Source organism: Chondromyces apiculatus DSM 436, assembly GCF_000601485.1.
Lineage (GTDB): Bacteria > Myxococcota_A > Polyangia > Polyangiales > Polyangiaceae > Chondromyces > Chondromyces apiculatus.
This window is the reverse complement of the sequence record NZ_ASRX01000123.1, coordinates 1-18,984: the sequence shown is the minus strand read 5'-3', so window position 1 is coordinate 18,984 and position 18,984 is coordinate 1. Positions and strand designations below refer to the sequence as shown.

16 protein-coding genes are annotated in these 18,984 nt (G+C 71.3%); 13 read left to right on the top strand and 3 right to left on the bottom strand.

Annotated elements, in window-relative coordinates; all coding sequences use genetic code 11:
• The coding region (locus CAP_RS42090; protein ID WP_063748840.1) for a helix-turn-helix transcriptional regulator at window positions 1–1,022 on the bottom strand (1,022 nt) is incomplete at its 3' end.
• A 28-nt stretch (window positions 1,023–1,050) separates the two neighbouring features.
• Complete coding sequence (locus CAP_RS42085) at window positions 1,051–2,064, bottom strand: polysaccharide deacetylase family protein (protein WP_044251986.1); 1,014 nt, start codon at window positions 2,062–2,064, stop codon at window positions 1,051–1,053.
• A gap of 81 nt (window positions 2,065–2,145) precedes the next feature.
• Here CAP_RS42085 and CAP_RS42080 point away from each other — a divergent pair, with 81 nt between their 5' ends.
• From CAP_RS42080 to CAP_RS42050, 7 genes are all read left to right on the top strand, one after another.
• Window positions 2,146–3,063, top strand: a complete 918-nt coding sequence (locus tag CAP_RS42080; RefSeq protein ID WP_044251974.1) for a LysR family transcriptional regulator — start codon at window positions 2,146–2,148, stop codon at window positions 3,061–3,063.
• Window positions 3,064–3,304: 241 nt separating this feature from the next.
• On the top strand, window positions 3,305–5,758 hold the full coding sequence (locus CAP_RS42075) for a type VI secretion system Vgr family protein (RefSeq protein WP_044251971.1): 2,454 nt from the start codon (window positions 3,305–3,307) through the stop codon (window positions 5,756–5,758).
• 31 nt (window positions 5,759–5,789) lie between these two features.
• The gene (locus tag CAP_RS42070; protein ID WP_044251968.1) at window positions 5,790–8,426 is read left to right on the top strand and encodes a DUF2169 family type VI secretion system accessory protein; all 2,637 of its coding nucleotides are present in this window, start codon (window positions 5,790–5,792) and stop codon (window positions 8,424–8,426) included.
• Window positions 8,419–9,486: a pentapeptide repeat-containing protein gene (locus CAP_RS42065; protein ID WP_044251965.1), complete on the top strand. Its 1,068-nt coding sequence runs from the start codon at window positions 8,419–8,421 to the stop codon at window positions 9,484–9,486. Before CAP_RS42070 ends, CAP_RS42065 begins: the two co-directional genes overlap by 8 nt.
• 107 nt (window positions 9,487–9,593) lie before the next feature.
• A complete protein-coding gene (locus CAP_RS42060; RefSeq protein WP_052376887.1) occupies window positions 9,594–10,238 on the top strand; it encodes a DUF3540 domain-containing protein in 645 nt (214 codons plus the stop codon).
• Window positions 10,239–10,250: 12 nt separating this feature from the next.
• Window positions 10,251–10,652: a DUF4150 domain-containing protein gene (locus tag CAP_RS42055; RefSeq protein WP_044251962.1), complete on the top strand. Its 402-nt coding sequence runs from the start codon at window positions 10,251–10,253 to the stop codon at window positions 10,650–10,652.
• Between the two features lie 169 nt (window positions 10,653–10,821).
• Window positions 10,822–11,274, top strand: coding sequence for a hypothetical protein (locus tag CAP_RS42050; protein ID WP_044251959.1), 453 nt, complete (start codon window positions 10,822–10,824; stop codon window positions 11,272–11,274).
• A 34-nt stretch (window positions 11,275–11,308) separates the two neighbouring features.
• Here the strand turns inward: CAP_RS42050 and CAP_RS42045 are convergent, their stop codons facing one another.
• Entirely contained in the window at window positions 11,309–11,530 is a 222-nt protein-coding gene (locus CAP_RS42045) for a hypothetical protein (protein WP_044251957.1), read from the bottom strand.
• Between the two features lie 296 nt (window positions 11,531–11,826).
• On the opposite strand from CAP_RS42045, the gene CAP_RS42040 reads away from it, so the two are divergent.
• The 6 genes from CAP_RS42040 to prs all read left to right on the top strand — a co-directional run bounded on the left by CAP_RS42040 (window position 11,827) and on the right by prs (window position 18,860).
• Window positions 11,827–12,786, top strand: a complete 960-nt coding sequence (locus tag CAP_RS42040) for a hypothetical protein (protein WP_156041649.1) — start codon at window positions 11,827–11,829, stop codon at window positions 12,784–12,786.
• 5 nt (window positions 12,787–12,791) lie between these two features.
• On the top strand, window positions 12,792–13,673 hold the full coding sequence (locus CAP_RS46810; RefSeq protein ID WP_052376886.1) for a S1 family peptidase: 882 nt from the start codon (window positions 12,792–12,794) through the stop codon (window positions 13,671–13,673).
• The gene (locus tag CAP_RS42030) at window positions 13,667–15,115 is read left to right on the top strand and encodes a peptidylprolyl isomerase (RefSeq protein ID WP_081865829.1); all 1,449 of its coding nucleotides are present in this window, start codon (window positions 13,667–13,669) and stop codon (window positions 15,113–15,115) included. The genes CAP_RS46810 and CAP_RS42030 overlap by 7 nt, the downstream gene beginning before the upstream one ends.
• On the top strand, window positions 15,112–15,783 hold the full coding sequence (locus tag CAP_RS42025; RefSeq protein WP_156041648.1) for a hypothetical protein: 672 nt from the start codon (window positions 15,112–15,114) through the stop codon (window positions 15,781–15,783). The genes CAP_RS42030 and CAP_RS42025 overlap by 4 nt, the downstream gene beginning before the upstream one ends.
• A 96-nt stretch (window positions 15,784–15,879) precedes the next feature.
• The gene (locus CAP_RS46805; protein ID WP_052376885.1) at window positions 15,880–17,949 is read left to right on the top strand and encodes an RluA/RlmK domain-containing protein; all 2,070 of its coding nucleotides are present in this window, start codon (window positions 15,880–15,882) and stop codon (window positions 17,947–17,949) included.
• Window positions 17,946–18,860 (top strand): ribose-phosphate diphosphokinase, encoded by a 915-nt coding sequence (gene prs / locus CAP_RS42015; protein ID WP_044251944.1) that lies wholly within the window; start codon window positions 17,946–17,948, stop codon window positions 18,858–18,860. The genes CAP_RS46805 and prs overlap by 4 nt, the downstream gene beginning before the upstream one ends.
• Window positions 18,861–18,984 lie beyond the last annotated feature (124 nt).

The following is an 18,984-nucleotide window of genomic DNA, read 5'->3' as shown; positions in this document are numbered from 1 at the left end:
GCGGCGGGCGGAGCGGCGGCGGGCGGAGCGGCGGCGGGCGGAGCGGCGGCGGGCGGGGCGGCGGCGGGCGGGGTGACGACGGGCGGGATGACGGCGTGGTGGGCGGCGGCGTCCTGGGCTGCTTGCACGAGCAGGGCGCGCAGGGGGTCGGGGGCGAGCACGGTGGCGGCGCGGCCGAAGGAGAGGAGCCAGCCGACGAGGTAGTCGAAGCCGGGGGTGGCGAGGGTGAGGACGATGCCGTCGTCTTCCGGCTGCTCGTCGACGATGCCGAGCCACCACTCGCGCTTGGCGCGGTCGGCGGAGAGACGCGCGAACTTGATGCGGGCGCGGAGGTCGGGGGCAGGGGTGGTGGCGCGGAGGTGCTCGGTGAGGTCGAAGTCGTCGCGCGGGGCGAAGGTCTCCCGGAGGGCGGTGACGTCGCGCATGCGGTCGGTCCGGAAGTCGCGGTAGTCGCTGCGGGTGCGGCACCAGGCGATGAGGTGCCAGCGGGCGAGGTAGTGGATGAGGGCCATGGGCTCGACGGCGCGGGTGGTGAAGCCGGGCCGGGCAGCGCACTCGTAGGTGAAGGTGACGACGCGGCGTTGGGCGAGGGCCTGCTGGAGCAAGGAGAGGTCGGCCTGGGGAGGCTCGGGGGCGCGGGCGAGGGTGGTCATGCCGCGATCGAGCCTGGCCATGCGGTCCTGGAGGTCGCGGGGGAGGGTGGCGCGGATCTTCAGGAGGGCGGCGTGGATCTGGGTGCGGAGGGAGGGGTCGGCGAGCTGCTCGACGAGCATGCCGCCGGTGACGAGGGCGCTGGCTTCCTCGGGGGTGAAGCTGACAGGGGGCAGGTGGTAGCCCTTCACGAGGGCGTAGCCGACGCCTGCCTCGGCGGCGATGGGGACACCGGCCTCGCCGAGGGCGGCGAGGTCGCGGTAGATGGTGCGGACACTGAGGCCGAAGTGGCGGGCCATGTCCTCGGCGGTGGCGACGCGGCGGGACTGGAGGAAGAGGATCAGGGCGAGGAGGCGGTCGACGCGGTTCACGGGAGCGAGAGTAAGGTGCGGGGGACGCTCAGGGCTCGCGGGGGGTGTCGGGCTGCGCGAGGGCGAACTTGGCGATCTCGTCCTTGCGCATGAAGACCACGCCGGGGTGCTTCTGGGCGTAGTCGATGAAGTCGGAGAGGGCTTTGACACGGGCGGGGGTGCCGGCGATGCGGTCGTGGGTGCTGATGGACATCATGCGCCGACGGGTGGCGGCTTCCTCGTAGAGCACGTCGAACTCGGCGCGCAGCTCCTGGGCGAAGGCGTCGGCGGTGAGGGCCGGCGAATCGAAGCGGACGATGTCGTTGTTGCGGAGGGTGTAGGGGACGACGGCGAAGGGCTTGCCGCGCACGGTGGTGAGGAAGGGCTCGTCGCGGCTCACGTCGTCGATGTGGTAGATGAAGCCGAGGTCCTGGAGGATGGCGAGGGTGTTGGGGGTGCCGCGCATCCAGAAGGCGTTGAAGCCGACAGGGCGGGCGCCCGTGGCCTTCTCGATGCTGCGGATGTTCTGCTCGTAGGAGGCGCGCTCTTCCTCGGGGGTCATGGAGAACTGGGGGGTCCAGGTCTGGCCGTGGGCAGCAGCTTCGTGGCCGCGGTGGACGATCTCGCCGGCGAGCTGGGGGTGTAGCTCGACGGCGCGGCCGACCATGTGGGAGGTGACCTTGACGCGCTTGCGGGTCCAGAGGTCGAGGAGGCGGGGGATGCCCTCGTTGAAGCCGTAGGCGTACCAGGTGGCGGTGGGGAGGTCGGGGTACTGGGGGTCGAGGGGCGGGAAGGGGCCGCTGGCGCCGCGGTCGGGCTGGGCACCGGCCTCGAACTGCATGGAGACGGAGATGACGAGGCGAGCGCCGTCGGGCCAGAAGGTGCCGCGCGAGGCCGAGGCGCGGCGGGGCGCGGGGGGCGGCGGGGCGCCGGCAGGAGAGGCGGCGCCGGCGGGAGGCGGGGCGCAGCCGGCCACGGGGACGAGGGAGAGGGCGCCGAAGGCGGCAGCACCGAGGAGGGCGCGGCGGCGCAGGAGGGTTCGCTCGATCCGGTCGGGTCTCATGGGTCCCTGGCAGTCGTAGAGGATGCAGCCCCGGGTCGAAAGGGCTCGGGGGAGCACTACACTCGTGCCCCGGAGGCACGGATGGATCGCGAGGCGCTCTGGGACATGGTGGTGTTTCGCGAGGTGGCGACGCGGGGGACGCTGTCGGGGGCGGCGCGCGCGCTGGGGGTCACGCCGTCGGCGGTGAGCAAGCAGGTGACGCGGCTGGAGGCGCGGCTCGGGGTGCGGCTGGTGCAGCGGACGACGCGGAGCCTGCAGCTCACGGCGGCAGGGACGCGCTACAAGGGGCACGCGGAGCGGCTGCTGGTGTCGCTGGAGGAGGCCGAGGCCGATGTGCAGGGGGAGCGGGACATCCTGCGGGGGAGGGTGCGGGTGAGCGCGCCGACGATGCTCGGGCAGGAGATCGTGGCGCCGATCGCGGCGCGGTTCCTGGTGACGCACCCGGAGGTGGAGGTGGAGCTCGATCTGTCGGACCGGCTGGTGGATCTGGTGGCCGAGCAGGTGGACCTGGCGGTGCGGGTGGTGCCGACGATGGAGTCGAGCGGGCTGTCGTCGCGGCGGCTGGGGATGACGGAGTGGCACCTGGTGGCGAGCCCCGCCTACGTGGCAGCGCGGGGGATGCCGGCCTCCGTGGGCGAACTCGCGGCGCATGCGTGCCTGGAGCTGTCGCACGCGCAGGACAGGGGGACGTGGGAGCTCCAGGTGCGGGGGCGGGCGACGCGGGTGCTGGTGCAGGCGCGGCTCCTGTCGTCGAGCATCGGCGCGCTCCACCGCTGCGCGCTGGAGGGCGCGGGGATCGGGCGCTTCCCCGAGTACCTGGTGCGCAAGGATCTGGAGGCCGGGAGGCTCGTGCGGGTGCTGCCGCGGGTGGTCTCGTCGCGACGTCCGGTCTACGCGCTGCAGCCGACGCGGGCGTTCGTGGCGCCGCGGGTGCGGGCGTTCGCAAGCTTCCTCGCCGAGCAGTTCCCGCGAACGCTCGCGCAGCACGGGGAGCCATGAGGCGCAGGTGGGATCCGGGAGCAGGCGACGGCGGGAGAATTCTGCAGCGTCCTGACACGCAGCATTGTGCGGGGGATGGACGTCGCTCGATGCACGTCTGGCAAAAGGCCGCGAGAGGTCACGATGCTGACAGGTGGGCCTGCACGGCTCCGTGACGGCATCGGTGGGTGTCGCGGGGAAGATGGGTTGCCCTGTAAGCTCGCGCCGTCCTCGGCGGGGATGTCGGGGGCGAAGGACAGCCATGAGCATCGACCTCATCACCATCTCGTCCAGTGCTCTGCCCGAGACCACGCAGGTGGCGGGTTTCCGCGCCGTCGAGGCGATCTCGCGACCGTACGAGATGGAGGTCTTCCTGATCGTGCCGAGCGAGGGGCTGGAGCTGACCGACAGCGTCGGGGCGAAGGTGCGGCTCGTGGTCGACAGGGAGACGGACCGGCTGCCGCCCTTCTATTTCTGCGGGGTCTTCGCGTCGATGGAGGTGCTGCACGAGCTGGACGGGCGGGCGCTCGTGCGAGGCGTGGTGATGCCGAAGCTGTGGGAGCTGGGGCTCTCGGTGCACAGCCGGATCTTCACGAAGATGAGCGTGCCCGAGATCATCGAGGCGGTGCTGCAGGACAACGCGCTGTCGTCGGACACGTACCAACTGCGGCTCGGCAACTACCCGAAGGAGGAGCACGTTTGCCAGTACCGGGAGAGCGATCTGGCGTTCCTGTCGCGGTGGATGGAGCGGGAAGGGATCTTCTACTTCTTCGAGCACACGGAGGAGGGGGAGAAGCTCGTTCTCTGCGACGACAAGTCGTACGACGAGGATCCGGTGGGGCAGCCGGTGCACTACCGGCCGCAGGTCGGGGCGGACATGTTCGCGGGGGACTCGTTCCGGTCGTTCCGGGCGCGGCACGCGACGCTGCCCGCGGCGGTGAAGCTCAAGGACTACAACTACGCGAAGCCGAACCTGGACGTGTCGGGGTCGGCGAGCGTGAGCCCCGTGGGGAGCGCGGAGGTGAGCATCTACGGGGACCGGTTCTTCTCGCCGGGCGAGGGGAAGCGGCTGGCGAAGCTCCGGGCCGAGGAGCTCTTGGCGCGGGAGCTGACGGTGCAGGCGACGGGGACGCGGTTCCACCTGCGGGCGGGCTACGTGTTCGAGGTGGACGACCACCCGCGGCCGGCGTTCAACGATCGCTACCTGGCCACGGAGGTGACCCACACCGGCAACCAGGCCATGGCGAGCCCGCACTTCCGGGCGGTGGTGGACCTGCACCAGGAGGAGACGTACCTCTGCGAGGTCACGGCGATCCCGGCGAAGACGCAGTTCCGGGCGGTGCGGGCGACGCCTTGGCCGCGGATCTACGGGTTCGAGAACGGGACGGTGGATGGGCCGGCCGACAGCGAGTACGCGCAGATCGACGATCAGGGGCGCTACTCGGTGAAGTTCAAGTTCGACGAGAGCGCGCTGAAGAACGGGCTGGCGTCGACGTTCGTGCGGATGATGCAGCCGCACGGGGGCGGGATCGAGGGGTTCCACTTCCCGCTGCGGAAGAACACGGAGGTGGTGTTCAGCTTCCTCGGGGGTGACCCGGACCGGCCGGTGATCAGCGGCGTCGTGCCGAACGCGGTGACGCCGAGCCCGGTGACGAGCGGCAACCACACGAAGAACGTGATCCAGACCGGAGGCCGGAACCGCCTGGAGCTGGAGGACCTGTCGGGGCAGCAGCGGGTCACCATGTCGACGCCGCACGAGAACAGCTACATCCGCATGGGGTACCCGAACAAGGGTCACCAGATGATCGTGCAGACGGACAAGAACACGTTCCTGAACGCCGGTCAGAACTTCGACCTGAGCGTGGGGCAGATCCAGGGGAGCGGGACCTGGGACGTGAAGGTGAAGAACGACTGGAAGTCGCACGTGCAGACCGGCGGCTTCTCCCTGGGCGTGGTGAACGGGGCGCCGGATCCGGGCGCCGGCAAGATCGGGATCTCGGCGAAGAGCGACATCTCCACGACGACCACGGAGGGCAACTACTCCCTCGACGTGGTCCTCGGGACCTGGACGACCAACGTCAAGGAAGCCACGACGCTCACGGTCTCGAACGGCAACACGAAGATCGATACCCAGACCGGGACCACCGACATCCTGAGCAAGGACAAGGTGTCGATCAGGGCGAACAACGCCGCGATGGACATCTTCGCGAAGGACAAGATCTTCGTGAACTCGACGACGGGCCAGATCGAGATCAAGGCCGACGCCGACGACATCGTGATCAACGCGGTGGCGACCAACGTCAAGATCGACGCCAAGGCCAACATCGAGATGAACGCGAAGGGCGAGATCAAGCAGGAGGCGACGCAGAAGTGGTACGCCGTCTCGAAGGGCGACTACTTCAAGTACAACTTCTCCTCGTCGGTGGCGCTGACGCTGGGCGCGACCAGCGAGACGAAGGTGGGCGTCTTCAACGAGAACCTGGTGGGCGGGAAGCTGGAGATGGCCATCGCGATCAAGATGGCGATCCAGCTCGCGCTGAACATCGAGTGCACGATGGGCCTGAACGTGAAGCAGAAGGTCGGGCCGGCGGACATCTACTACCGCAACGCGAGCATCAAGGCGGTGAACCTGTGGTTCCAGAACTCGGTGGGGCCGAAGGTGCAGAGCGCGATCATGGCGCTGCAGCGCGCAGGGCTGCACATCGCCGTCGCTTGATCGCGGAGCAGCAGCGAGAAAGACCGACGCGATGAAGACCCTCAGGCCAATGGCGCTCTCGGTCCTCCACGGGCCGTTCGAGCGGCAGGGGAAGACCCACCTGGCGATCGTGGCCGCGGCGATGACCTCGTTCGCGGGCGACGTGCTGGAGAAGGAGCAGACGATCTGGAAGCTGCTGGCGCAGACGCCAGGCTTCACCGGGGCGCTCGACGAGCTGCGGCCCAAGGTGAGGGGCGAGGCGCTCGCCATGGGCTGGGCGTTCGCGCCGCCAGGGCGGACGGTGACGGCGCGCAGCGTGAAGATCCAGGTGGGGCCCGTGGCGAAGGAGCTGTGGGTGGTGGGGGACCGGCGGTGGAAGGTGGGCGGGGCGTCGGACCCGGCGCCATTCGCGCAGATGCCGGTGACGTGGGAGCTGGCCTTTGGAGGCGAGGGGTACGGGACAAACCCGGTGGGGCGCGGGTACGCGCCGGTGAAGACGGAGGCGGGGGAGGTGGTGCACCCGCTGCCGAACGTGGAGCTGCCAAAGAAGCTGGTGGGGTCGCCGCAGGACAGGCCGCCGCCGGCGGGGTTCGCGCCGATCGATCCGTCGTGGCCGCGGCGGCTCGCGAAGCTCGGGACCTACGACAAGAAGTGGCTGGAGACGCGCTACCCGGACTACCCCGACGACTTCGACCCCACGTACTTCAACGTGGCGCCCGAGGATCAGTGGATCGAGGGGAACTTCCAGGGCGGCGAGCGGGTGGTGGTGGAGCACATGCACCCGGAGAAGGAGCGGCTGGAGGGGACGGTGCCGCGCTTCGTGGCGCGGGCGTTCGTGAGCCGCGAGGGGGACCTCTTGCGGGAGGTGGGGCTGCGCTGCGACACGGTGCTGCTGGTGCCGCACGCGGAGCGGATGGTGCTGCTCTACCGCGGGTTCGTGGAGGTGAAGGACGACGAGGCCTCCGACGTGCTCGACCTGATGGTGGCGCTGGAGCGGCAGGGGGAGCCGAAGCCCCTGGAGCACTACCGGGCGGTGCGGGAGAAGCGGCTCGATCGGGAGCGGGGGACCCTGCACATGCTGCGGGACCGGGACCTGGTGCCCGAGGGGCTCGCGGTGGGCAAGGAGGTGGAGGAACAAGAGGGCCTCGGGGCGATGCTGGCGCGCGAGGGGCTGGTGGAGCGGGCGGTGCAGAGCCGGGCGCGTGCCGGTCTGGAGCGGATGCGGGAGCAGCTCCGGGCGGCAGGGGTGGACCCCGACGAGCACGTGCCCAAGGACGTGCCCGAGCCGGCGACGGTGCCGCCCATGGACGAGATCGCGGACTTCGTGGCCTCGGTGGAGCAGCAGGCGAAGGAGGCGATCGAGGACGCGGAGAAGCGGCGCGCGGCGTCGCTCGACGAGCTGCGGAAGCTGTGCGCGGAGCAGGGGTTCGACTTCGAGAAGCTGATGGAGGATGCGAAGCGGCAGAACGGTGGGCCGCCGACGTTCAGCGCGAAGGCGGAGATGGAGCGGCTGCACGACCTGGCGGTGCTGTCGGCGAACACCGGGGTCGCGCTGCCGGAGCTGGCGAGGCTCGCGGATCCGGATCTGGAGCGGAAGCTGACGCTGGCGGAGAAGGCGCTGAAGGACACGTACCGGAAGCACGTGCACTACCTGCCGCGGGCGTTCGAGGCGCCCGAGGAGCACTCGGCGCGGATCCGGGCAGAGGTGCTGGCGCTGCTCGGCGAGGGGGCGTCGCTCACGGATCGCGACTTCACGGGGGTGGATCTGTCGGGGATCGACTTCTCGGGGCGCGATCTGTCGCGTTCGTTCCTGGAGGCCGCGAAGCTCGACGGGTGCAGCTTCGCGCGGGCCGTGCTGGAAGAGACGGTGCTGGCGCGGGCGAGCCTGCGGGAAGCCAACCTGGAAGGGGCGCGGCTCGTGAGGGCGAACCTGGGCGAGGCAGTGCTCACGGGGGCGCGGCTCCAGGGGGCAGACGCGACGGAGAGCGTGTTCGTGAGGGCCGATCTGTCGGGCGCCGATGCGCGGGGGATCGTGCTGCACAAGGCGGACATCGCGGAGGCGAAGCTCGACGGGGCCGATCTGTCGGGGGCCCAGGCCAACGAGCTGACGGTACTCCGGAGCGACTTCCGGGGGGTGAAGCTCGGGGGGGCGGTGATCGAGCGCTCGAACCTGCTGGAGCTGGACGTGTCAGGGGTCGATTTCCGAGGGGTGTCGCTGCAGGGGACGGTGATGCTCGATGTGCAGGCCGACGGGGCGGTGTTCGACGGGGCGAACCTGGACAGCCTGCGGGTGGTGGGGGTCGATCGGGGGTGCTCGCTGGAGGGGTGCTCGTTCCGAGGGGCGAACCTGAAGGGGGCATTCCTGCGGGGGGCGCGGCTCGGGAAGGCGGACTTCTCGGACGCGATCCTGGACCAGGTCGACCTGTCGAAGTGCAAGCTCGTAGGGGCGCGGTTCGACGGGGCGCGGGCGCGGGAGGCGCGGTTGATGAAGGCCGACCTGACCGACGCGAGCCTGGTGGGGGTGGATCTGATGCACGCGCTGCTCGGGGGGGCGATCGTGCGGGGGGCGGACTTCGAGGAGGCGAGCCTGTTCCGGGCCGACGCGCTGGGCGCGGTGGGCGACGACCGGACGAGCTTCCGCGGGGCGAACGTGAACTACGTGCGGCGGAACCCGAGGCAGCATGGATAGGGCCGAGCTGGAGGGGCGCCTCGCGCAGGGGGAGGTGTTCGAGGAGGTCTCGCTCGACGGGCTCGATCTGACGGGCCTCGACATGGGCGGGGCGGTGCTGTCGAAGGTGTCGCTGCGGGGAGCGCGGCTCGCGGGGGCGCGGCTGAGCGAGGCGACGCTGTCGGAGTGCGATCTCGGCGAGGCGGTGCTGGACGGGGCGGCGCTGCGGCACGCGAACGTGGTGCAGTGCAAGCTGGGCGGGGCGTCGCTGCGGGGGGCGAACCTGAACGGGCTGAACCTGGTGGAGTCGGACGTGACGGGGGCCGATCTGTCGGAGAGCACCCTGTCCATCGCCAACGTGAACAACTGCGCGTTCGGCAAGGCGTCGTTCGCGAAGGCCAACCTGGACCGGGCGGCGTTCGTGGGGTCGCGCTTCGACGAGAGCGACATGACAGGGGCGAACCTGACGAAGGCCACCTTCTTCCGCACGGACCTGACCACGACGAAGCTCGACGGGGCGATCCTGCACACCACGATCTTCACGGAGTCGAACCTGCGGGGGAAGAGCTTCAAGGGGCAGAGGCTGCCGTACGTGCAGCTCATCGACGTGGACCTGGAAGGGGCGTGCTTCGACGGGGCGGTGGTGGAGCAGACGAACTTCAAGGGCGCGAAGCTGACCAAGGCGACATTCGCAGGGGCCCGGGCAAAGCAGGCGATCTTCCACCAGGCGACGCTGACGCTCGCGGTGATGGCAGGCGCGGATCTGTTCCAGGCCATCTTCCAGGAGGCGAGCGCGGAGGGGCTGGACGCGACGGGGTGCAACCTGGAGCAGTCGATCTGGATCCAGGCGAAGTGCCGCGCGGCGAAGTTCGTGCGGAGCAACCTGACCTACGCGGACTTCTCCCACGCGGACCTCTCGCTCGCAGACCTGAGCGGTGCGAAGATGTACCGGACGCGGCTGCACCGATCCCTGCAGGACGGGACGATCTTCCCGGCGGGCGGGGCGGGAGCCCTGGGGGATGAGCGGGAGCTGGCAGAGGCCGAGGACTGGTGGGAGCAGCACCGGCCGAAGCGGCAGTGACGGGGGCGAGGCGAGGCAGGGCGAGGCAGGGCGAGGCAGGGCGAGGCGAGGCGAGGCAGGGCGAGGCGAGGCGGTTGATACGGGGCGAGAGCGCAGCGGAGGCATCCATGGACAGCGTGGCGAGGAAGCTGGAAGTCCGGTCGGTTCACCAGGAGTACGCGGAGGTGGTGTCGGCCGGTGAGGTGTTCGAGCTCCAGGTGAGCACGGGCGCGGTCGTGGCGCGGCGGGCGGCGAGCTGCCTGCTGGTGCCGCAGGTGGGCGACCGGGTGCTGGTGGCCATGGAGGCGCGCGGTGACGCCTATGTGCTGGCGGTGCTGGACCGGCGCGACGAGGGGAAGGCGACGCTGGAGGTGGCGGGAGAGGTGGTGCTGCGGGCGACGGAGAAGCTGACCCTCGCGGCGAGCCAGGGGGTGGACGTGGTGGGCGGCGCGGCCGTGCGGCTGGCGGCGGCCTCGGTGGAGGTGACGTCGTTCCAGACGCGGCTCACGAGCCACGCGCTGGAGGTGGTGGGGGAGGCCGTGGGCGCGGAGCTGGGGCGGGTGAAGCTGCTGGCGAAGTCGGTGGACGGGATGATGGAGCGGCTGAGCCAGCGGGTGAAGCGGTCGTTCCGTCACGTGGAGGAGATGGACCAGGTGAAGGCGCGTCACCTGGACTATTCGGCCGAGCAGGTGGCGCACTTCCGCGGGGAGACCGCGGTGGTGTCGGCGGCCGATCTGGTGAAGGTGAACGGCGAGCAGATCCACGTCGGGTGAGGAGGTAAGGCCATGTTCGCGAACACGCAGATGGGTGGGATGAACTTCGCTTTCCCCGACGTGTGCCTGACGCCAGCGCCGCCAGCGCCAGCGCCAGTGCCGATCCCGTACCCGAACGTGGCGCTCGGGCCGATGGGGGTGGGGGCGGCGTACAACGTGCTTTGGGGCGGGACGCCGGCGCACACGATGGCGACGACGATCCCGCTGTCGAACGGGGACAACCCGGGCATCGCCACGGGAGTGGCCTCGGGGACGGTGATGGGGCCGTGCCGTCACGTGACGGCGGCGTTCACGGTGCTGGCGAACGGGGTGCCGGCGACGCGGCTGACGAGCGTGTCGGTCCAGAACAGCACCAACGCCCCGGGGATGCGCATCGTGCCGAGCCAGGTCTCGGTGCTGCTGCTGGCCCCTTAATTCACACGGCAGGGGCCCGCGCCCCCGCCCCCTGCCGAACAAAGCTCGTCGGGGCCCCCCACGCCGCGATCCACCCGCAGTTTCCAGAGCGCTTTGCCGCTTCGGGCCTGACGCACGTCGCCTCGGGAAGCGGACAATGTCCCCGGCCGTATGTATAAGGGCAGGCGCGGTGAGAGAGCACAACCTGAACCGGCTGGCGCTGATCGACGCGCGGTTCGGCCGCGCGACGGCAGTCGAGGGCGCCGAGGAGGCGTTCGATGAGGCGTTCCTGCGGGTGCGCGAGGCGGTGCTGCGGCCAGTGATGGAGGACGTGGCAGGGGAGCTGCGCAAGCTGGGGCACGCGCCGCGGATCGCGGTGGAGGATCTGGACCACGAGGGAGACCCGATGCGGTCGTGCATCGTGCTCCACCTGGGGAAGCGCGGCCGCGGGGAGGCGTCGGGGTACGTGGCCTTCGGGGTGGTGCGCGACGGGCCCGCGCCAGAGGTGCTGGCGTGGCTCATGGCGCCGCCGACGCCGTTCGATCTGCTGCGCTACGCGCACCCGGACCGGATCGACGAGGGGCACGTGGAGCAGCTCCTCGTCGACGCCATCGAGCAGCTCTTCGCGCGCAGCGCGGGGTGATTCGCGCGCAGCGCGGGGTGAGCCGGGGCGACGGTCAGCGACCGGCCTTCTTCCAGGTCTTCTGGATGCTCGCCACGAGGTTCGGGTCGTCGCCGCGGAGGTTCACGAACTGCTCCAGGTAGCCGCAGGCGGTGCAGACGTAGGTCGTGCACGACGTCTCACGGAAGCTGACCCCGCCCCTGAAATTGACCTCGGAGCCGTTCTGGTGCCGGTACACCTCGGTCGATCCGCACTTGAGACAGGTTCCGTTCTTCATCGGGTAAGGCTCCTTGCCAGCGCGAGGGGTTGGCCCGCCCAGGATGCCGGGACAGCAAGAGGCGTCAAGGAAACGCGGGGTGGCGCTGTGATGCGGCGTGACGGCGTGATGACGTGACGCGGCGCGTGGAGCAGCCACGCAGGATGAAAAGTTGTGCGCTCCTGCCATGTAGTTATCGCAGACGAGCGAAACACGCTGGAATGGTTCAACAATCGAGCAAACCTCGTTAGGTTGTGACGCTCGAAGCGATCTGCGCACGGGCTGGATGCGGTCGCGAAGGAGAGATGGATATGCGGATGCTGCGCTCGGTACTGGCGGTGGCGACTCTCGCGGTGGCGGGGGGTGTGGCGGTCGGGTGTACGGTGGGGGAGCCCGAGGAGAGCGGCGGGGACGAGGCGGTCTTCGGGGAGCTGAACCATGATCCCGCGCTCCGGATCGAGCGCGCGGCCGGCAAGGTCTCGGGCGACATCGTCGACGACGGGCTGGAGATCCGCTTCTCCAGCGTGGAGAGTGCAGAGGGGTCGCTCGAGGTGCGGGTGGAGCTGAACGGGATGGTCCTCACTGCCCAGTACGGGGAGGAAGGGATCGTGCTCGACGGCGTGAACGCTGGCGACGGGTCGCCGACGGCCTTCTCGGACCTGGATCGCTCGGCGATGCGGCGGCTGCTCGCGGCGCTGGAGGCGGAGTTCTTCCCGCCCATCGACCACGTGACCACCAAGGAGGAGTACGACGCGGTACGGCGCCTGACGCCGGCCGAGGAGCGGCTGTTCCGGGTGGTGGACGTGCAGTGGTCGCAGTGGCCGACGGCAGTCCCGCTGCGCCGGGAGATCTCGGCGGAGGCGGCCCGTGGCTACACGAGCTGGCGCCGTTACGCGGCGACGAACACCACGGTGACGGGCTGCCACGACTGCAACAAGTGCTCGTTCTCCGGGGACTGCTGCGATACCGGCAAGAAGCTCGGCGAGAGCTTCAACGGCGCGAACTACGGCAACTGCGGGACCAGCAGCACGGGCTCGCAGTTCACGCAGGACTGCACGAACCACGACCAGTGCGTGCGGACCGCGAAGCACGGCGGGCACGCAATGGCGAGCGCGTACTGCAACGATCAGTTCACCTCGTGCGTGGACGACGAGGCGGCGGCGCCCTCGTGCAAGTACGACTGGCGCGGGACGACCAAGAAGGGCAACTGCCCGACTTCGTTCAAGGGCGACGGGTCGTGCGACTGCTTCTGCCAGTTCCAGGACACGGACTGCTGAGGCGCATGCGCCTCCGCGCCGGGGCCGCGCTGGTGACGCTCACGCTGGTGGGCGTAGCCGGCTGCGGCGCGGAGGATGCGTCGGGAGAAGCGTCGTCGAGCGGGGGGCCTTCTCCGGGAGGCTCCTGCGCGGAAGAAGCCGGGGTGGCGCCGCCGCCAGGGCGCGGGGGTGGGCGCGGCGGGGATGGAGAGGCGAAGGCGACCGGTGAGGCAACGCTGCCCATCCTGGGAGGCGCGCTCGCCACGGGTGACGCCGCAGTGGTGGCCGTCAATTCGCTCGGCGTGGACTGTCAGCGGGCCGGGGCGCCCGGATGCACGGGGACGCTGGTGGGAGCAGACCTGGTGCTGACGGCGGCGCATTGCGTGGGAGAGATGCCGCCGGAGCGGTTCGTGGTGCTGTTCGGAGCGACGGCCGATCCGGGGCGCGGGGAGCTGGGCGAGGGGCTCGTGGGGCAGCTCTTCCACGTGGCGGAGATCCGGGTGCACGAGGGGTTCGATCCGGAGACGCTGGCTGGGGACGTGGCCGTGCTGCGGCTCGCGGAGGCAGGTCCGGCGACACCCGTGGCGGTGGCCGGAGCAGGGTTCGCAGGGGTGGTGGAGGGCGCCGCGGGGCGCGTGGTGGGCTTCGGGCGCGCGGACGAGCCGCCAGCCTTCGCGAAGCGCGAGGGGGCGGTGGTGGTGAGCGCCGTGTCGGAGACGGAGCTGGTGTACGAGGGAGATCCGGCGATGACGTGCGCGGGGGACTCCGGGGGGCCCGTGTTCATGACGGTGGAGGGGGTGGAGCGGCTGGTCGGCGTGACGAGCCGCGGAGACGCGGCGTGTGAGCAGCACGGTGTGGCAGTGCGGATGGACGCGCTGCCGCCATCGCTGCTGGCGGAGGCATGGTGAAGGGCACGAGGGCTGGTCGAGGGGCGCCGTGGGCTGCAGGGGTGGTGGCGGCTCTGCTGGCCATGGGCGGGTGCCGCAGCGAGGGGAGCACGAAGGCGGGAGGCGAGCCTGCGGGGAGCAGCGCGGGGGCGACGCCGGGGTCGGGAAACGCGCAGGGAGCGACGAATGCGCAGGCAACGGCGAATGCGCAGGGAGCGAACGCGCAGGGAGCGAACGCGCAGGGAGCGCAGGAGAGCGAGGGGCGGCAGAGGCTCGCGGCGTCGATGATCACCCTCCTGCACGCAGGGGTGAAGAAGCACGCGGGGGCGACGGTGACCGTGGACGGGCAGGAGCCCGGGGGTGAAGGGGCGAAGGCGCACGACGACGGGCACGGGCACGACGATGGGCACGGGCACGGGCACGGGGCCAAGGAGGGGGCTGCGGGCAAGCCGGCAGGGGGCCCGGCTGGGGGTGGCAAGGACGCCGCGCCTGCGGCGGTGTCGACGCGGACAGAGGCGCAGGCGATGGAGGTGGCGCGGGGGCTGGTCGCCGAGCTGCGCAAGGATCCGGGGCGGTTCGCCGAGGTGGCGCGGACGCGCTCGGAGGACCCGCTGGCAGCCTCGGGAGGGGACCTGGGGACGTGGGTCGCCGGAGAGCAGCGGGAGCTGGACGAGGCGGTGCTGGCGCTCCAGGTGGGCGCGATCTCGGAGCCGATCTCCACGCCGGAGGGGGTGCGCATCTACCGGCGTGAGGCGCCGGTGATGGAGGCGCGCGTGGCTGCACGGCAGCTCGTGGTGGCCTGGGCTGGGGCAACGCGGGCACCCGCAGGGCTGACGCGGACACGGGTCGAGGCCGAGGCGAGGGCCGGAGCGCTGTCCGCGGCAGGACAGAAGGATCCCGCCGGGTTCGAGGCACTGATCCGGAAGGAGTCCGACGGCTACGATCGAGACAAGGGTGGGTATCTGGGGGCGTGGATGACGGGCAAGGGGCGCTACCCGGTGGGGTATGACCGGGCGGTGAGCGCGCTCGGCGTGGGAGCGGTGTCGGCGCCCGTGGCGTCGGATTTCGGGTTCCTGGTGTTCCAGCGGGTGGAGGCGCCGGAAGCGCCGGTGATGCTCGCAGGGGCGCACGTGCTGGTAAGCTTCGAGGACGCCGAGAAGGCGCGGTCCTCGGTGCGGCGGACGGAGGCGGAGGCCCGGGCAGAGGCGGAGCGCATCCTGGAGGAGGTGCGCAAGGAGCCCGGGCGGTTCGGGGAAGTGGCCCTGGCGCGGTCCGACGATGCGAGCGGGAAGCGCGGGGGTGACCTGGGGTCGTTCCGGAAGGGAACGCTGCCTGCGGCGGTGGAAGAGGCGCTGGAGCGGCTGAAGATCGGCGAGGTGGGGGGGCCGGTGCGGACGGCGTACGGCTACCATGTGCTCATCCGGCGCGCGGCGCCGACCGACAAGGACTACGTGACGAAGTGAGTGAACGACGACGGGAGCTGGTGATCGGAGCGGTGGTGGTGGTGGCGGTGCTGGGAGGCATCGCGGTGTGGCGGGCGGTGGCGCCGGAGCCGATGGCGACGGGCGGGGCCGAGGAGACGCAGGGGGCGGCAGGGCGCCCGGGGGACAGGGGCGGGGGGCGGCAGGACAGGGGCTCGGAGGTGGGGCGAGGGGCGGGGGTCGAGCAAGAATCGGCGGCGGATCGGGAAGAGCGGGCCCGGAAGGAGGCGGCTCCTCCCGGGGAAGCTGTGCCGCCGGAGGAGCCGATGATCCACATGCCAGCGCCGCCGCCGCCCGAGGAGGGGGCTGGCGACGACTTCAAGGAGTCGGGGGTCACGCGGCCGCTGTTCGACGCCAAGGTGGCGCTGGAAGGGCTGATGCCCTCGCCTGCGCGGGTCGACGGGGCGGCGAAGAAGCTCGGGAAGCCGCTCGACGAGGCGGCGCGGGCGAAGCTCAAGGCAGCCTTCGACAAGCACGACGAGGAAGCGGCCCAGGCGCTGGCGTCGTTCCGGCTGAAGGAGCTGTCCGAGGAGCAGGCGAAGCGCGCCGTCCAAGCGGCGGAGGAGCGTTACCTGAAGGCGGCGGCAGAGGTGTTCGGGAGCCCTGCCGCGGAGGTGAAGAAGGCGCTCGAAGAGGCGCTGCCGCGCTGAGCGGTGCCGAGCGGTGAGGTGGCGTCCGGCGCGGCTGCGGGGTGTGCCGTCAAGACGGTTACCCGTGGCCACGGTCTGCGGTAGTAGACGGCGACGTTGATCCCTCGCCTCCCCGTCCAGGTTCTGTGGCCGCACTGGCGCCCCGCGTGGGTCCTCCACGAGGATGCCGACCTCCTGGTGGTGAACAAGCCCGCCGGCATCTCCACGCACGCGCCCGAGCCGGAGCGAAGCGACGACGCCTGGAGCCGGCTGCGCGCGTTCCTGGAGGAGACGCGCGGCGAGGCGGACGCTTACCTGGGGATCCACCAGCGGCTCGATCGGGACACGTCGGGGGTGCTGCTGTTCACGCGGCGCCGGGAGGCGAACCCGGCGGTGGCGCGGCAGTTCGAGGGGCGCTCGGTGGAGAAGACCTACCTGGCGGTGGTGGAGGGGCTGGAGGGGCGTTCGCTGCCGGCAGTCCTGCGTCACCGGCTGGTGCCTGGAGAGGACGGGGCGATGCGGGCGCTGCCGCTGGAGGCGGCGCCGACGCGGGGCAAGGGGGGCGGGGGGCGCGAGGTCCAGGGGCGCGAGGTCCAGGGACGCGAGAGGCAAGGGCGTGGGGGACAGGGACGCGAGGCTTCCGAGCGGGAGGCGCGCGGAGGCGCGAGGCAAGGGCGTGGAGCACCCGGTCAGGAGGCCGTGACGCGCTGCCGGGTGCTGGAGAAGCGCGGAGGGAGGGCGCTCCTGGAGCTGCGGCCGGAGACGGGGCGCACGCACCAGATCCGGGTGCAGCTCGCGGCCGAGGGGGCGCCCATCGTGGGGGATCGGATGTACGGGGGGGCCGCGGCGCCGCGCTTGCTGCTGCACGCAGCAGCGCTCGGGCTGCGGCACCCGGCGACGGGGGAGGCGGTGGTGTTTCGCGCGCCGGTGCCGGCGGAGCTGGGTGCGTGGCTGGAGGCCGGGAGCGAGGAGGGCACGGGCGCGGAGGTGCTGAGGGATCCGGTCGCGGTGCAACAGGCGCTGGAGGGAGCGGCGGACCGGAGGTACGCGCTGGCGCACGATGAGGGGCTGACGGCGTTCCGGCTCGCCCACGGGGGTGGCGATGGGCTGCCCGGGGTGACGGTCGATGTGTACGGGGAGCACCTGGTGGTGGCGCTGTCGTCCGAGGAGGCGGAGCGCGCGCGGGAGGCGATCCTCGATGCAGCGTTCGGGCTCGGACGCGGAGGGGCCGAGGGGGAAGACGGGGCGGGAGCGCCGCGGGTGCGGGGGGTGTACGTGAAGCACCGGCCGAAGCACGCGAGCGTGATCGTGGACAGCCGGAAGGACGAGTTCGCGCCGCGCGTGGCGGTGCGGGGTGAGAGCGCGCCGGAGGCGTTCACGACGCTGGAGGGGGGGCTGCCCTTCGAGGTGCGGCTGGGCGACGGGCTGTCCACGGGGATCTTCCTGGACCAGCGGGAGAACCGGCGGAGGGTGCGCGCGCTGGCAGGGGGCGCGCGGGTGCTGAACCTGTTCGCCTACACGGGGGCGTTCACGGTGGCGGCGGTGGCAGGAGGCGCGCGGGAGAGCGTCACGGTGGACGTGTCGCGGGGGGTGCTGGCGTGGGCGCAGCGGAACCTGGACGCGGTAGGCGCCGACCCGGAGGCGCACACGGTGGTGGAGGCCGACGTCTTCGCGTGGCTGCGGGCGGCGGCGAAGGCCGGGGACCAGTTCGACCTGGTGCTGCTCGATCCGCCGAGCTACGCGACGACGAAGAAGAGCCGGTTCAGCGCGGAGAGCGATTATGCCCGCCTTGCCGCGCTGGTGTTCGCGGTGATCGCGCCGGGGGGGAGGCTGCTCGCGTGCACCAACCACCGGGGCATCTCGCGGGCCATGCTGCGGCGCCGGGTGCGGGACGGGGCGCGGGAGGCGGGGTGCGCGCTGGAGCAGCTCAAGGACTTGCCGGACCCGGTGGACTTCCCGCCGGAGCCTGGCGCCGAGCCGCACCTCAAGAGCGTGCTCGCCACGGTGGGCAGAGAGCCAGCTCCCCCGGCGCCGCCCGCGGCTCCCGCAGGCAGGGGCCCCGCCGGACAGACAGCACGCCCGGCACGCCCGTCCTCCGCGCCCGCGGCGCCACACGACAAAGGGCCCGGCAGCCACGGCGCTCGGCCAGCACGTCCCGCACGCCAGAAGCCCCGAGGTCGATCATGAAGCGGTTGCTCTTCGCCATCCAAAGCTATGCGTATCTCGTCCCCGCCTTCCTCAAGGCCGCGGAGCTGGAGCTCGGCGAGGTCGAGCACAAGGTGTTCCCCGACGGGGAGCGCTACCTGCGGGTGGCCACCGACTGCTGGGGGAAGGACGTTCTCCTGCTCGGCGGTACGCCGAACGATCTGGACTGGCTCGAGCTGTACGACCTCGGCTACGCGATCTCGCGCGCAGGCGCCCGATCGCTGTCCATCATCATGCCCTACTTCGGCTACGCGACGATGGAGCGGGCCGTGAAACCGGGGGAGGTGGTGACGGCGAAGACGCGGGCCCACCTGGTCTCCGCCATTCCACCCTGCGAGGGTGGGACGCGGGTCTTCCTGTTCGACCTGCACACCGACGGCATCGCGTACTACTTCGACGACAGCCACGTCACGCGGCACGTCTACGGTGCACCCCTGGTGTGTGAGGCGGTCCGGGCGCTGATGGGCGACAGGCCGTACGTGCTGGCCGCGACCGACGCGGGGCGCGCCAAGTGGGTGCAGAGCCTGGCGCGCGATCTGGGGGTGGAGCCGGCGTTCGTCTACAAGGAGCGCCGGGAAGGGAAGCTCGGGGTCACGGGGGTCAATGCGGACGTGGCGGGGCGGGAAGTGGTCATCTACGACGACATGATCCGCACCGGGGGCTCCCTCGTGCAGGCGGCGCGGGCTTACCACGCGGCAGGAGCGAGCAAGGTGCACGCGGTCACCAGCCACCTGGTCCTGCCAGGCGATTCGCTGGAGAAGATCAAGGCGAGCGGCGAGATCACCACCCTGATGGGCACCGACTCGCACCCGGGGAGCCAGCAGCTCGCGGAGACGCCAGGAGCCGTGTGGTCGGTGGCGGCGCTGCTCACGCGGGCCCTGGAGCCCGCCTGAGGCCCCTCCGGGGCCGGGGACGCCGTGGCTCATGCTCGGTCCCCCAAGTTCGTCCCGGATCCTCGGCGTGGCGTTCGGGCGAAGTAACGGGGGTAGCGACCATCGGGAGCGTAGGGACCGAAGG